Annotated in this window: 14 protein-coding genes; 7 read left to right on the top strand and 7 right to left on the bottom strand. The window is 69.2% G+C overall.

The annotated features are described in order from the left end of the window. Positions 1 to 36: 36 nt before the first annotated feature. The 3 genes from NB3_RS14655 (at position 37) to NB3_RS14665 (ending at position 2,235) form a co-directional block, all read left to right on the top strand. Entirely contained in the window at positions 37 to 438 is a 402-nt protein-coding gene (locus NB3_RS14655; RefSeq protein WP_067802561.1) for a YciI family protein, read from the top strand. Further along, a complete protein-coding gene (locus NB3_RS14660; RefSeq protein ID WP_067802564.1) occupies positions 435 to 1,700 on the top strand; it encodes an RNA polymerase sigma factor in 1,266 nt (421 codons plus the stop codon). The genes NB3_RS14655 and NB3_RS14660 overlap by 4 nt, the downstream gene beginning before the upstream one ends. A gap of 64 nt (positions 1,701 to 1,764) precedes the next feature. Beyond that, on the top strand, positions 1,765 to 2,235 hold the full coding sequence (locus NB3_RS14665) for an NUDIX hydrolase (protein WP_067802567.1): 471 nt from the start codon (positions 1,765 to 1,767) through the stop codon (positions 2,233 to 2,235). A gap of 3 nt (positions 2,236 to 2,238) precedes the next feature. On the opposite strand, the gene NB3_RS14670 is transcribed toward NB3_RS14665, so the two are convergent. Further along, on the bottom strand, positions 2,239 to 3,075 hold the full coding sequence (locus NB3_RS14670) for a phosphoribosylaminoimidazolesuccinocarboxamide synthase (RefSeq protein WP_067802570.1): 837 nt from the start codon (positions 3,073 to 3,075) through the stop codon (positions 2,239 to 2,241). 217 nt (positions 3,076 to 3,292) lie between these two features. Here NB3_RS14670 and pepN point away from each other — a divergent pair, with 217 nt between their 5' ends. Continuing rightward, positions 3,293 to 5,875: an aminopeptidase N gene (gene pepN / locus NB3_RS14675; RefSeq protein ID WP_067802573.1), complete on the top strand. Its 2,583-nt coding sequence runs from the start codon at positions 3,293 to 3,295 to the stop codon at positions 5,873 to 5,875. Between the two features lie 55 nt (positions 5,876 to 5,930). On the opposite strand, the gene NB3_RS14680 is transcribed toward pepN, so the two are convergent. The 4 genes from NB3_RS14680 to NB3_RS14695 all read right to left on the bottom strand — a co-directional run bounded on the left by NB3_RS14680 (position 5,931) and on the right by NB3_RS14695 (position 8,992). Further along, the gene (locus NB3_RS14680) at positions 5,931 to 6,395 is read right to left on the bottom strand and encodes a DUF5130 domain-containing protein (protein ID WP_067802576.1); all 465 of its coding nucleotides are present in this window, start codon (positions 6,393 to 6,395) and stop codon (positions 5,931 to 5,933) included. After that, positions 6,382 to 6,660, bottom strand: a complete 279-nt coding sequence (gene ctaJ, locus NB3_RS14685) for an aa3-type cytochrome oxidase subunit CtaJ (protein WP_067802579.1) — start codon at positions 6,658 to 6,660, stop codon at positions 6,382 to 6,384. The genes NB3_RS14680 and ctaJ overlap by 14 nt, the downstream gene beginning before the upstream one ends. A 104-nt stretch (positions 6,661 to 6,764) precedes the next feature. Continuing rightward, positions 6,765 to 8,369: a glycoside hydrolase family 13 protein gene (locus tag NB3_RS14690; RefSeq protein ID WP_067802582.1), complete on the bottom strand. Its 1,605-nt coding sequence runs from the start codon at positions 8,367 to 8,369 to the stop codon at positions 6,765 to 6,767. Between the two features lie 218 nt (positions 8,370 to 8,587). Then, entirely contained in the window at positions 8,588 to 8,992 is a 405-nt protein-coding gene (locus NB3_RS14695; RefSeq protein WP_067802585.1) for a globin, read from the bottom strand. A gap of 243 nt (positions 8,993 to 9,235) precedes the next feature. Here NB3_RS14695 and NB3_RS14700 point away from each other — a divergent pair, with 243 nt between their 5' ends. Beyond that, entirely contained in the window at positions 9,236 to 9,937 is a 702-nt protein-coding gene (locus tag NB3_RS14700; protein WP_174553203.1) for an HNH endonuclease, read from the top strand. A gap of 4 nt (positions 9,938 to 9,941) precedes the next feature. Here the strand turns inward: NB3_RS14700 and NB3_RS14705 are convergent, their stop codons facing one another. After that, complete coding sequence (locus NB3_RS14705) at positions 9,942 to 10,508, bottom strand: helix-turn-helix domain-containing protein (protein WP_067802587.1); 567 nt, start codon at positions 10,506 to 10,508, stop codon at positions 9,942 to 9,944. Between the two features lie 638 nt (positions 10,509 to 11,146). On the opposite strand from NB3_RS14705, the gene NB3_RS14710 reads away from it, so the two are divergent. Together NB3_RS14710 and NB3_RS14715 are read left to right on the top strand one after the other, a co-directional pair. Beyond that, positions 11,147 to 11,842, top strand: coding sequence for an AzlC family ABC transporter permease (locus NB3_RS14710; protein ID WP_067802590.1), 696 nt, complete (start codon positions 11,147 to 11,149; stop codon positions 11,840 to 11,842). Beyond that, entirely contained in the window at positions 11,842 to 12,150 is a 309-nt protein-coding gene (locus tag NB3_RS14715; RefSeq protein WP_067802593.1) for an AzlD domain-containing protein, read from the top strand. Before NB3_RS14710 ends, NB3_RS14715 begins: the two co-directional genes overlap by 1 nt. Positions 12,151 to 12,849: 699 nt before the next feature. Here the strand turns inward: NB3_RS14715 and NB3_RS14720 are convergent. Beyond that, complete coding sequence (locus tag NB3_RS14720; protein ID WP_067802596.1) at positions 12,850 to 13,515, bottom strand: DUF8185 domain-containing protein; 666 nt, start codon at positions 13,513 to 13,515, stop codon at positions 12,850 to 12,852. Positions 13,516 to 13,552 lie beyond the last annotated feature (37 nt).

Below are 13,552 nucleotides of genomic sequence, written 5' to 3' on the forward strand. Positions count from 1 at the left end.
GCCGCACGCGACCGAACGCCGGAGAGGAAACCGACCATGAAGTACATGCTGCTGAAGACCTACGGGCCGACCGCTTACTGCGACACACCGATCGACGAATGGTCCCCGGAAGAGATCCGGGCGCACATAGACTTCCAGCGCGCGCTGGGTGCGCAACTGGCCGAGGCGGGCGAGTTGGTGGACGCGCAGGGATTGGCCGGTCCGGAGCAGGCGCGGATCGTCAGTTCGGACGGCCGGTCGGCGCCGGTGGTCACGGACGGGCCTTTCCCGGAGACCAAAGAGTTCTTGGCGGGGTACTGGATCGTCGACGTGGACAGCCCCGAGCGGGCCTACGAGATCGCCGCCCAGGCCTCCGCCGCCCCCGGCCCCGGCGGCAAACCGATCGGCGAGTACATCGAAGTTCGCGCGGTGATGGGCGCCCCCGCCACCGAGCAATGAGCGACCGGAGTGCGGTGCCCGACGACACACCGCTCCCGGCGAGCACCGAGGACCTGCTGCGCACTTCGGCGCCGCAGGTCCTCGGAACGCTCGTCCGCCGGTTCGGTGACTTCGACACCGCGGAAGACGCGCTGCAGGAAGCGCTGCTCGCGGCCGCGACCCAGTGGCCGAGCGAGGGCCTGCCGGACAATCCTCGGGCCTGGCTGGTCCAGGTGGCGCAGCGCCGCATGGCCGACGCCGTGCGTGCGGAGGTGGCCCGGCGGCGCAGGGAGACCACGGCTTTCGACCGCGAGGTCACCGACGCCGTGCCCGTCGACCACGACGACACCCTGACCATGCTGTTCCTGTGCTGTCATCCGGCGCTGACGCCCGCCGCCGCCATCGCGCTGACGCTGCGCGCGGTGGGCGGTCTCGGCACCGAACAGATCGCCCGCGCCTTCCTGCTGCCGGAAGCGACGATGGCGCAGCGCATCACGCGGGCGAAGAAGAAACTCGCCACGGTCGAGCGTCCCTTCGCGCAGCCGGGTGACCAGCGGTGGCGTGAGCGGCTCGGCGCGGTGCTGCACGTGCTGTACCTGATCTTCAACGAGGGCCACACCAGCAGCTCGGGGCACGCATTGCAGCGCACGGACCTGTCCGACGAGGCGATCCGGCTCACCAGAGCGGTGCACCGGCTGTTGCCGGACGACAGCGAGGTCACCGGTCTACTCGCGTTGATGCTGCTCACCGATGCCCGTCGCGCCGCGCGCACCGGCGCGCACGGCGAACTCATCCCGCTGGCCGAGCAGGATCGCGCGCGGTGGGATCGTGCGCTGATCACCGAGGGGACGACCTTGGTCACCGGCACGCTCGCGGGCGGCTTGCGCGGGCCGTACCAGATCCAGGCGGCCATCGCGGTCCTGCACGCGCAGGCTCCGCGCTCGGAGGACACCGAGTGGACCAAGATCCTCGCGCTGTACGACCGGCTCGAACGGCTCTCGGACAACCCCATGGTGACGCTCAACCGCGCGGTGGCCACGGCCATGGTGGCGGGGCCGGAAGCGGGTCTCGCGCTGGTCGAGACGCTGGACGACCACCTGTCGGGCACGCACCGGCTCGACGCGGTGCGCGGCCATCTGCACGAGATGGCCGGTGCGGTCGACGCGGCCATCGGCTGCTATACCAAGGCCGCCGCCCGCACGACGAGCGTCCCCGAGCGCGACTATCTCACGCTCCGCGCGGCACGGCTGCGCCAGGAGGCGAGGGCGAACGTCACGGGGTGAGCGAGTGCCCGCGTGGCAGTGGGCGAGAACGCTCGGCCGAACGTGACCGGGCAGACTACGCGGTGTGGCAGGCAAACACAGTGCGGGAGTCCTTCTCTTCCGCCGGAACCCCGATGGCGCCGTCGAGGTGTTGCTCGGACACATGGGCGGTCCGTTCTGGGCGCGAAAAGACCTCGGCGCGTGGTCGATTCCGAAGGGCGAGTACGAGCCGGAGGCGGAGCACGCCGAGGCCGCGGCGAGCCGGGAGTTCGCCGAGGAGCTCGGGCTGCCGGTCCCGGCCGGCAGATGGCTGCCGTTGGGCGAGGTGCGCTACAGCAAGAAGGTTCTCACCGTCTGGGCCGTCGAAGGCGACCTCGATCCCGCCGCGGTAGTACCGGGAACATTCCAGTTGGAATGGCCGCCGCGTTCCGGCCGCCTCGCGGAGTTCCCCGAGGTCGACCGCGCGGAATGGTTCGATGCGCACACCGCCCGGGACAAGCTCGTCGCGGGGCAACGGCCGTGTCTGGACCGGCTGGCCGAGTTGCTCGCGGACTGACCGTTATCGCGGCAGGTCCGCCCAGCTCCGGCCGGTGACGAGTTCGTAGGCCTCCACGTACTTCTGGCGGGTCGCCGCGACGATGTCGGCCGGGATCTCCGGGCCGGGCGCCTCCTTGTTCCAGCCGGTGGAAGTGGCCCAGTCGCGGACGAACTGCTTGTCGAACGAGCGTTGCGCGCGGCCCGGCTCCCACTCGTCGGCGGGCCAGAACCGCGACGAATCCGACGTCAGCACTTCGTCGCCGAGGGTGAGCACATCACCGTCCCAGCCGAATTCGACCTTCGTGTCGGCGACGATCACACCACGTTCGGCCGCGTGCTCGGCGCCCCGGGCGTAGATGTGCAGGGTCAGCTCGCGCAGCCGCTCGGCGACCGCACGCCCCTCCTGGTTCACCACGTCGGCGAAGGTGATCGACTCGTCGTGCCCCTCGGACGCCTTGGTGGTCGGCGTGAAGATCGGCTCGGGCAGCTTGTCGCCCTCGCGCAGGCCGGGCGGCAGCGCGATCCCGCACACCGAGCCCGTCTGCCGGTATTCCACCAGCCCGGACCCGGTCAGGTAGCCGCGCGCGATGCACTCCACCTGGACCATCTTCAGCGGTTTGACCCGGATGCCGCGACCGGCGAACTCGGCGGGCACATCGGTGGCGGAGACGACATGGTTGGGCACGTCGGTGAAGTACTCGAACCACCAGTTCGACAGCTGCGTGAGCAGGGCGCCCTTGTCCGGGATCGGCGTCGGCAGCACCACGTCGTACACCGACACCCGGTCGGAGGCGACCAGCAGCAGCGTGTCGCCGTCCTCGTACAGGTCACGCACCTTCCCGGCGTGCACATGCTTCAACGTCGAGCCTCCGAATCCGTGGGGTGAACCTGCGCTGTACCAGGCACAATACCGCCGCCCCCGAGCGCGGCCGCCGCGCCGTCGTGGTCACGCCGCCGAACCGGCGCGCAGGTGCCCGCGAACACTAGGGTTGATCGGGAAACTCCCGCGCGAACTGCCACGCCGAATGGCATCGTGGGTGTCGCCCGTGCCAGTTCTTCGACCACGAAGGAGCCTTATGTCCGCACCCAATCTCACTCGCGACCAGGCGATCGAACGCGCCGCGACGGTGTCGGTCGAGAACTACCGCGTCGAACTGGACCTCACCGACGGCGCGGGCAGGCCGGGCGAGCAGACCTTCTTCTCCCGCAGCACCGTGACCTTCACCGCGAAACCGGGCGCGAGCACGTTCATCGACATCGTGGCGCGCGGCGTGCGCTCGGCGGTGCTCAACGGGACCGCGCTGGACGTCTCCGATTACGACGAGTCGACCGGGATCACGCTGAACGACCTCGCCGAGCGCAACGAGCTGGTGGTGGAAGCCGATTGCGAGTACTCGCACACCGGCGAGGGCCTGCACCGGTTCGTCGACCCGGCCGACGACGCCGTCTACCTGTACTCGCAGTTCGAAACCGCCGACGCCAAGCGGATGTTCGCCTGCTTCGACCAGCCGGACCTCAAAGCCACCTTCGACCTCGCCGTCACCGCACCGGAGGACTGGCAGGTCATCTCCAACGCGGCCGTGGTGCAGCCGCTCGTGGCGGAGCCGGGCAAGCACGTCTTCCGTACCACCCCGAAGATGAGCACCTACCTCGTCGCGCTCATCGCCGGTCCGTACGCGCAGTGGACCGACGTCTACACCGACGAGCACGGCGACATCCCCCTCGGCATCTACTGCCGCGCCTCGCTGGCCCAGCACATGGACGCCGAACGGCTGTTCACCGAGACCAAGCAGGGTTTCGGCTTCTACCACCGCAACTTCGGCGTCCCGTACGCGTTCGGCAAGTACGACCAATTGTTCGTTCCCGAGTTCAACGCGGGCGCGATGGAAAACGCGGGCGCGGTGACCTTCCTGGAGGACTACGTCTTCCGGTCCAAGGTCACCCGGGCGTCCTACGAGCGCCGCGCCGAGACCGTGCTGCACGAGATGGCGCACATGTGGTTCGGCGACCTGGTCACCATGAAGTGGTGGGACGACCTGTGGCTGAACGAGTCCTTCGCCACCTTCGCCTCGGTGCTGTGCCAGTCCGAGGCCACCGAGTACACCAGCGCATGGACCACCTTCGCGAACGTGGAGAAGTCCTGGGCCTACCGGCAGGACCAACTGCCGTCCACGCACCCGATCGCCGCGGACATCCCCGATCTCGCCGCGGTCGAGGTCAACTTCGACGGCATCACCTACGCCAAGGGCGCCAGCGTGCTCAAGCAGCTCGTCGCCTACGTCGGCCTGGAGCCGTTCCTGGCCGGCCTGCGCGCGTACTTCGCCGACCATGCCTACGGCAACGCCACCTTCGACGATCTGCTGTCGGCGCTGGAGAAGTCGTCCGGCCGCGACCTGTCCACCTGGGGCGCGCAGTGGCTCAAGACCACCGGCCTCAACATCCTGCGCCCCGACTTCGAGGTGGACGCCGAAGGCCGGTTCAGCTCGTTCGCGGTCGTGCAGGAGGGCGCGCAGCCGGGCGCGGGCGAGCGGCGCGTGCACCGTCTCGCGATCGGCGTCTACGACGATCAGGACGGAAAACTGGTGCGCACTAAGCGCGTCGAACTCGACCTCGACGCCGCCGAGCGCACCGAGGTGCCCGAGCTGGTCGGCATCCCGCGCGGCCAGTTCGTGCTGGTCAACGACGACGACCTGACCTACTGCTCGATCCGCCTCGACGCCGATTCGCTCGACGTGCTGGTCAACCGCATCGCCGACATCGCCGAGCCGCTGCCGCGCACGCTGGCCTGGTCGGCGGCCTGGGAGATGACGCGCCAGGCCGAGTTCCGCGCCCGCGATTTCGTCGCGCTGGTCGAGCGCGGTGTCGGCGCCGAGAGCGAGATCGGTGTGGTGCAGCGCTTGCTGATGCAGGCCAACACCGCGCTGGGCAGCTACGCCGAGCCGGAATGGGCCGCCACCACCGGCTGGCCGGAATACGCGAACCGGCTGCTGGAACTGGCGCGCGAAGCCGAGCCGGGCTCCGACCACCAGCTCGCCTTCGTCAACGCGCTGACCGGCGCGAAGCTGTCGGCCTGGCACACCGAGGTGCTCAGCGAGCTGCGCGACGGCGACCCGGCGAAGGTCGGCTTGCCCGGCCTGGTGGTCGACACCGACCTGCGCTGGCGGATCGTGACGGCGCTCGCGGCGGCGGGCGAGATCGACGCCGAGGGGCTGCACACGCCGGTCATCGACGAGGAACTGGCCAACGATCCCACGGCCGCGGGCAAGCGGCAGGCGGCCGCCGCGGCGACGGCGCGCCCGATCGCCGAGGTGAAGGAGCAGGCGTGGACGACGGTGATGGGCGACGACTCGGTGCCCAACGTCACCGCACGCTCGATCGTCAGCGGCTTCGCGCCCGCCGGGCAGGGTGAACTGCTCGCCGACTACGTGGAGCGGTATTTCGCCGAGGTGCCCGGCGTCTGGGAGCGGCGCTCCAGCGAGGTCGCCCAGACCGTGGTGGTCGGCCTCTATCCGCACTGGGCGATCAGCGAGGACGCGGTGGCCGTCGCCGACAAGTTCCTGGCCGGCGATCACCCGCCCGCGCTGCGCCGGCTGGTCAGCGAGGGCAAGGCGGGCATCGAACGCTCGCTGCGCGCCCGCGCCTTCGACGCCCAGCCGTAGAACGGAAACCGGCGCGTCCACCCTGGGTGGGTGGACGCGCCGGTGCTGCGTTTCCCTACCTGCCGATGGCGGCGGCCATCACGCGGACGGCGGAGACCACACCATCGATCAGCTGCCCCTGCCGGAACGAACTCAGCGCGGCGGTGACGCCGAGCTGGCAGACGCGATCGTTCGCACGGTCGGCGACGGCCCGGCCGGAGCGCACCTCGATCGCCTTCTCGTTCGGCGAGACGGCGATGAGCACCGAGTGCGCCGCCTCGGGCGTGCCGGGAAAGATCGCGTCCGCGGATGCGGCCGGGTCATCGCCCAGATCGCCGATGTAGACGTTGAAACGCACCTTCGTCGCGCGGGTCGCCTCGGTGAGCACGTTGTCCATGGTGAGCCGCTCGACGTCGGTGAACGGCGCTTCCTTGAACACGTCGCCCGCCTCGTGCACGCCGGAGACGCGGCCGCTACTGGTGATCGCGTATCCGTGCGGCAAATCGGCTTCGACCACCGCGGGCCACTTAGAACCTGCCACTTGCCCGTCCTCCGATCAGCTCCACCGCGGTGGACTCGATGGCCGCATGCGGTTCATGCGGTGTATCCGCGAAGTGGTGACCCGAACCGATCACCTCTTCGGTGGCACTCCACAGCACCGGCGACGCGGTCCACTTCTGACCGAGGGTGAAGTGGACCGGCTTCTCGCCAGGCAGCGGCTTACCGAGGAACGACAATCCGGCGATGATGCCGTAGATCACCAGCGGTATGCCGGCGAAGATCAGCACTGTCTCGAGAATGCTCACGGATCAAAGGTAGACGATCCTCTGTAGTAGTTCTCCGTCCGGTCGAGCCGGAGTGCCGTCCGTGTCCGGTTCACCCACCGTGAGCTGGGGTTTTCCGGTGCTCCTCAGACCAACCAGGCAGCCGCGTTCGGCGGCAGCTGGCCGCCGTCGGTCGGCGCGCTTGACAGCAGCACGTCTCCGGGCGGTAGCTGGATGGGCAGGTCCGAGGCGTTGAGCACGCACACCAGCCCACCCGGCCTGCGGAACGCCAGACAACCCGGCGGGCTGCCGTACCACTCGATCCGGTCCCCCGCGAACTCCGGCCGCTGGGCACGCAGCTCGATCGCGAGGCGATACAGCGACAGGGTCGACCCCAGCTCCTCGAGCTGGGCTTCGACGGTCAGCGGCGCCCAGTCGGCCGGAATCGGCAGCCACGGCGTCCCGGTGGTGAACCCGTACGGCGGCGCGGCGCCCTCCCACGGCAGCGGAACCCGGCAGCCGTCGCGGCCGCGCTGAGTGTGGCCGGAGCGCTCCCACACCGGATCCTGCAAGACCTCGTCCGGCAGGTCGTCGACATTGGGCAGTCCCAGTTCGGCGCCGTTGTAGATGAACACCGCGCCAGGCAGCGCGAGTTCCAACAGGATCATCGCCCGCGCCCGCGCGACGCCGAGCGCGCCGCCGCCGTACCGGGTGACCTCCCGCTCGATGTCGTGGTTGGACAGGGTCCAGGTCGGCACGGCGAAGACCGGCGCGACGGCGGCCAGCGAGTTGTCGACGGCGTCGCGCACCGCGTCGGCGTCGAACGCCGATTCCGCGAGGCGGAAGTTGAACGCCAGGTGCAGTTCGTCGGCGCGCACGTACTCGCCGAAGCGGGTGTTGTCGTCGACCCACACTTCGCCGATGAGCACCGCGTCCTGGTACTCGTCGACCACCTTGCGGATCCGGCGGTGGATGTCGTGCACGGCGGGATTGTTGAACCTCGGGTCGCTGTCGTCGTGCGCGAGCAGGGCCGAGACGGACAGTTCCGGCATGTCCGGCAGACCGTCGGGTTTGGCCATGCCGTGCGCGACGTCGATCCGGAACCCGTCCACCCCGCGGTCGAGCCAGAACCGCAGCGTCTGTTCGAAGTCGGCGGCGACCTCGGCATTCGACCAGTTCAGGTCGGGCTGTTCCCGGGCGAAGAGGTGCAGGTACCACTGGCCGGGCGTGCCGTCGGGCTCGGTGATCCTGGTCCAGGCGGGGCCGCCGAAGATGCTCGGCCAGTTGTTCGGTGGCTCGGCGCCACCGGGTCCACGGCCGTCACGGAAGATGTACCGGTCGCGCTCCGGGCTGCCGGGAGCCGCCGCCAGCGCCGCGCGGAACCACGGATGCTGGTCGCTGGTGTGATTGGGCACCAAGTCCATGGTGACCTTGATCCGGCGGGCATGCGCCTCGGCGATCAGCGCGTCCATCGCGGCGAGCCCGCCGAAGAGCTGATCGATGTCGCGGGGATCGGCAACGTCGTAGCCACCGTCGGCCATCGGCGAACGCATCACGGGGCAGATCCACAGGGCATCCACGCCGAGCAGTTCGAGATAGCCCAGTTTGTCCCGGACTCCCCCGAGATCGCCGATCCCGTCTCCGCTCGCGTCCGCGAAAGATCTCGGATAAACCTGGTAGAACACGGCCGACCGCCACCACGACTGCGTGGCACGATCCACCGACGCCGTTAAGGCTGGTGCATCACTCACATCCGCAATAGTGCCAAAGTTTCGACGCGCAAGCCTTCAGGCGTCCCACCGTTTCGAATGGCGGGCAAATACTCAGCACAGCCAGCGGGAGAGACGAAAAACAGTGCTCCGCTCCACCTCTCACCGGCAAACCTCCGGTCACCTGCTGTTCATCAGCGAATACTTCGCCATCACAACGCGGTAGAAAACACACCATCGCCGCGGTGCTGCGCGCGTGGTCAGAACGGTGCGTTCACCAAGGAGTTGGCCGCCATCTCCAGATAGTCGAGCAGCGCCTTGCGGTGCTCGTCGTCGAGGGTTTCCGGCTCGATCTCGGCGACCGCGATATGCATGCACCGCAGCCACGCGTCCCGCTCGATCGGACCGATGGTGAACGGCATGTGCCGCATGCGGAGCCGGGGGTGACCACGCTCGTCGGAGTAAGTGCGCGGACCGCCCCAATACTGCTCCAGGAACATCCGCAAACGACGCTCCGCCGGACCGAGATCCTCTTCCGGATACAGCGGACGCAGCACTTCGTCGGCGGCCACTTCGCGATAGAACGTCGCGACGAGCCGCCGGAACGTCTCCGCCCCACCGATCGCCTCATAGAACGACGTCGCCGTTTGCTCGCCCGAAGTCATAGACCCTCTCGCTTCACCGGATGCGCCGCTGTCCATTGTGCCCGCGCCCCGGCGCCGCCGCCGCACCGCCCTCACATCGCCGATCGGCAACCGGAACATCGCGCCGAAATGGCACTTCAGCCACAGTTAACCGGACATTGTCGAAAATCACCGTGCAATGCCCGACATTCCATGGTCAACTGGGTGACAGTCTCTGCTTTGCAGATACCACATGATCCTGCCAATCATGAAATCGAGGTCGAGATGAAGCAGCGGCACGGCGCCCGATCAGAGGCGCGAGCGCACCGACAACTCCAGCCCGCCGACGTCCACAATCGTGGGTCGGGGGCTACTCCGCTGCACATCTTGTCCGAACGATATCCGGGTGGACATCGTGGCCATCACGACCACGGACCCCGCCCCACCGCCCCGCCGTCCGAGGGCACGAACTGGCTCAAGACCAGGGTGCTGCTGTTGAACGCCACCTACGAGCCGCTCACCGCATTGTCCGCGCGCCGCGCGATCGTCCTGCTCATCTGCGACAAGGCCGACGCCGTTCACCACAACGACGAAGGACCGGTAGTGCACTCCGCCGATACGTCGGTGACCATTCCCTCGGTGATCCGCCTGCGCACCTACGTGCACGTTCCGTATCGCGCCAGGGTGCCGATGACCCGCGCCGCCCTCATGCACCGGGATCGCTACCGCTGCGGCTACTGCGGCGGCAAGGCCGAGACCATCGACCACGTCATCCCGCGCAGCCGCGGCGGGGAACATTCCTGGGAGAACTGCGTCGCCAGTTGCGCGCCGTGCAACCATCGCAAAGCCGACAAACTGCTCAGCGAGCTGGGCTGGACGCTGCGCGCCCCGCTGGTCTCCCCGAAAGGCCCGCACTGGCGCCTGCTGTCCACCACCGCCGAACTCGACCCGGTGTGGTTGCAGTACCTGGGCGAAGGCGCCGCCTGACCGATCAGGTGTACTCCACCACCAGCGTCGCCCAGGTCGACGACGCCAGCGCTTCGAAGACATGCGGCTGGTCACCCGGGTACGCGATGTAATCGCCCGGGTGTAATTCGACAGGCGCGTCGACGGGGCCGACCAGTGCGCGCCCTTCCGCCAGCAGCACATGCTCGATCACGCCTACGCTATGCGGATCCGATCGGCGGGCATGCCCCGGTTCGGCGGTGATGCGGAACAGGTCGCGGCGGGAATTGGCCGGTCCGGCCGCCAGCAGCGTCGCCCGGTACTCCGACTGCTCCGCCGCCACCACCGGCCCCTCACCGGCGCGGATGACGTGCACGCTCGGGCGCGGCGGATCGAGCAAGCGGGAGAACGGCATGTCCAGCGTGACGCACAACGCCCACAAGGTCTCCAGGCTCGGGTTTCCGGTTCCCGATTCCAGTTGCGAGAGGGTGGATTTCGCGATGCCGGCTCGGCTGGCGACCTCGCTCAACGACAGTCCGGCCCGAGTGCGCTCGCGGCGGAGGGCGGCGGCGATCACCGCCTTGGGGGTCGTCGTCGCGTCTTGCTGCGTCATCTCCCGCTCCGTTGGTTCTTCCAGCGCCTGCGACGCTGGGTGTTCGCTGTGCTTGTTCGGCCGCGACCTCGTCGCGGCGTGTTCGCGAGCCGGGCCGCGAACCGACAATGCTAGGTCTCGCTTCGCTCGAAACCTGCGGTTGGGCTGTGCGGTCTCGTCGTGCGGTTCCACCCGGCGCTGACGCTTCGGCGGGAACGCCTGCCGTGCGAAACCACCCGCTGTCGCACCACCGGCCTGCTGTTGCGAACGACCTGTTGCCGAGCGAGGGACTTGCTGCGCGAGGGACTGTCGCCGCTGCGGCTTCTTGTTGCGCCGACGGCTTGGTGTTGCGCTGGGCGGCCTGGCTCGGTTGCGGCGCGATCCTTGGTTGCCCTGCGACCCAGAACCGCGTGACCGAGGCAGCGGGACGGGCGAGGCCCCCACGGTGCTGATCAGGCTCGCCCCGGACCAGGTCGTCGTGTAAGCACCGGGCATCTCGCAACCACCCTTCTCGCGCACCGCCGATGATCCGGCTCCCTGGCGCCATCCTCCGCGACACGCCTGCCGCAGAATGGCCCGGCCGCCGGGGCTTGCCCGGATGGAGCCGCGCCGGGGAAACCATATTGACGAAGCGGGGCGCCATGTTCACTATAAACAACATGCGTTCGATATGGCGAACACTGGATCGGGATGCGCTGCTCGGGATCGGGGCGGTCTGTCTCGCTGTCGGGGTGATCGGGGTTTCCTATGGGGCTACCGCGGTCGCGGCGGGCTTTCCGGTCTGGCTGCCGGTGCTGCTCGGGTGTGTGGTGCTCGCCGGGAGTTCGGAGTTCCTGTTTCTCGGGATCGTCGCGGCCGGGGGCAGTCCGATCGCGGCGGTGCTGGCGGGCTTGCTGGTGAACGCCCGGCATGTGCCGTACGGGCTGTCGGTTCCCGATGCAGTCGGCACGGGTTGGCGGCGCTCGCTGGGCGTCCATCTCATGAACGACGAGTCCGTCGCGATGACCATCGCGCAGCCGGACGCGCGACGCAGGCGCGCGGCCTATTGGATCACCGGCGCGGGGGTGCTGCTCGCCTGGCCGGGCGGCGCCGCCGTCGGCGCGCTGATCGGATCGGTGGTCACCGATACCTCGGCGCTGGGACTCGATGCCGTGTTCCCCGCCGTTCTGCTGGCCTTGGTGCTGCCCGCGCTGCGGGAGCGCACCACGCTCGCCGCGGTGGCTGTCGGCACCGCGATCGCGCTGGTCAGCGCGCCGTTCCTGCCCACGGGGCTGCCGGTGCTGCTCGCCTTGTCCGGGGTGCTGGTCGCGGCGCGGGAAAAGCCGGAACCGGCGACCGCGACGGGAGCGGCGTGATGCTGGCCGCCGGAGTCGTCGCACTCGCCGCGGGCACCTACGTTTTCCGCTGGGCCGGACCCGCGCTCCGCGACCGAGTACGCCTGCCCGCCCGCGTGGTGCGACTGCTGGAGATCGGCGCCGTCGTATTGCTCACCGCGCTCGTGGCCGTCACCACCCTGCCGCTGGGCACCGCCGACCTCGGATTCGCCATGCCCGCAGGCGTTCTCGCCGGCGGGCTGGTGGCCTGGTTCCGGCGACCCATTCTGCTGGTGATCCTCGCCGCCGCCGCGACAACGGCATTCATCCGCCTGCTCGGCATCTCTTGAGCAGACGGGATGCTCGGCAACCGGTTTCGCGCGGAGGCAGGCGGCGCCGTCCCCTCCTGCCGACGGCGCCGCCTATCCATCGATCGCTTCCGAGCAATTGTTTGCTACTCGAGAAATCACAGTGGGACCTCCCACTGCGAAAGCCGTTGCGCCGCTTGAATCCAACCCTCGACCGGCTGGGAGGACTCTCGGGACCAACGCCGCCGGAACCTGCCGACCTCGACCTCGCATTCTGCGCCGTTCAGACCTTCTCCGGCGCGCGGCACGTCACGAGAAGGCAACGCCTGCGTCGCCTCCGGCTATCGCTCGTGGGTTGAGTCGGCCGGGCCGAGGAAACTATCCACCAGCCACTTGCACGTCGAAGTGCTTGTGGCCCCGCACGATGCGAGGCGGGCGGTCGGTCTGCCGGATCGTCGGACTGCTTGCGCCCCCGCGCGATGCTGGGCGCACGGTCGGCCTGCCGGATCGTCGGACTGCTTGCGCCCCCGCACGATGCTGGGCGCACGGTCGGCCTGCCGGATCGTCGGACTGCTTGCGCCCCCGCACGATGCTGGGCGCACGGTCGGCCTGCCGGATCGTCGGCGATACCGGCCGATTGGTGGCGGCCGCGCCATTGCGCGCACGGTCGAGCCCACCGGCGTTCCCTGCTCCGGCGCGCGAATCACCCGCCCGGCATGCGCCCGACCGCCCTCGGGAAAGTCACTGCGGCAGCAGAGGAATCCCACCGCCGAGCCGACGGGCCACCGAACCATAGCGGGCGTCGAGCCGCAGCCACGTTCTGGTCGCGCGGACGCGGACGATCTCGGCGGGTGGAATACGCCGGGGGTCGGCCTTCTCCCCCGAGTGCGGGATGAAGTCCATCGCCGTGAGCGCGAAGACCACGCGCATCGGCACCTCCACCCGCGTGCTCGCGCCGGACACGGTCAGCACCGCCTGATCCAGCAACGAGGCGGGCGGACCGTGACCGCTGCCGTGTTCCTTCGCCAGCTGCGCGCCCTGCTCGGCGAGTTCGACCAGCGTGCGCGCGGGCACATCGTCGACGTGCGCGAAACCGTCGACGGGTGGCAGCGCGCCGCGCCAGGCGGAGTCCATCGAATAGCCGAGGTCGATCGGACCGCCGGTGGCCGAACCGGCGAGCACCACATCGGCGCCGACCGTCACATCATCGACGCCGAGTTCGGCGACCACGGTGCGCATCGCCAGCGCCTCGAAGCCCGTCGCCACCCACGCCGAGACGTACTCGTCCCCGCGGCGGCGCAGGCGCACCACCGCCGCTGGGTCCAGCCGCACGGCCCTGGTCAGGAACGTCGCGAGATTCTCCCGCTCCGCCGGATCGGGCACGTGCAGCACTCGTTGTCCCGTCATCACGGCTGCTCCGCCGTCAGCACTCGGTCACCATCGA

The organism is Nocardia beijingensis NBRC 16342, assembly GCF_001612785.1.
GTDB lineage: Bacteria > Actinomycetota > Actinomycetes > Mycobacteriales > Mycobacteriaceae > Nocardia > Nocardia beijingensis.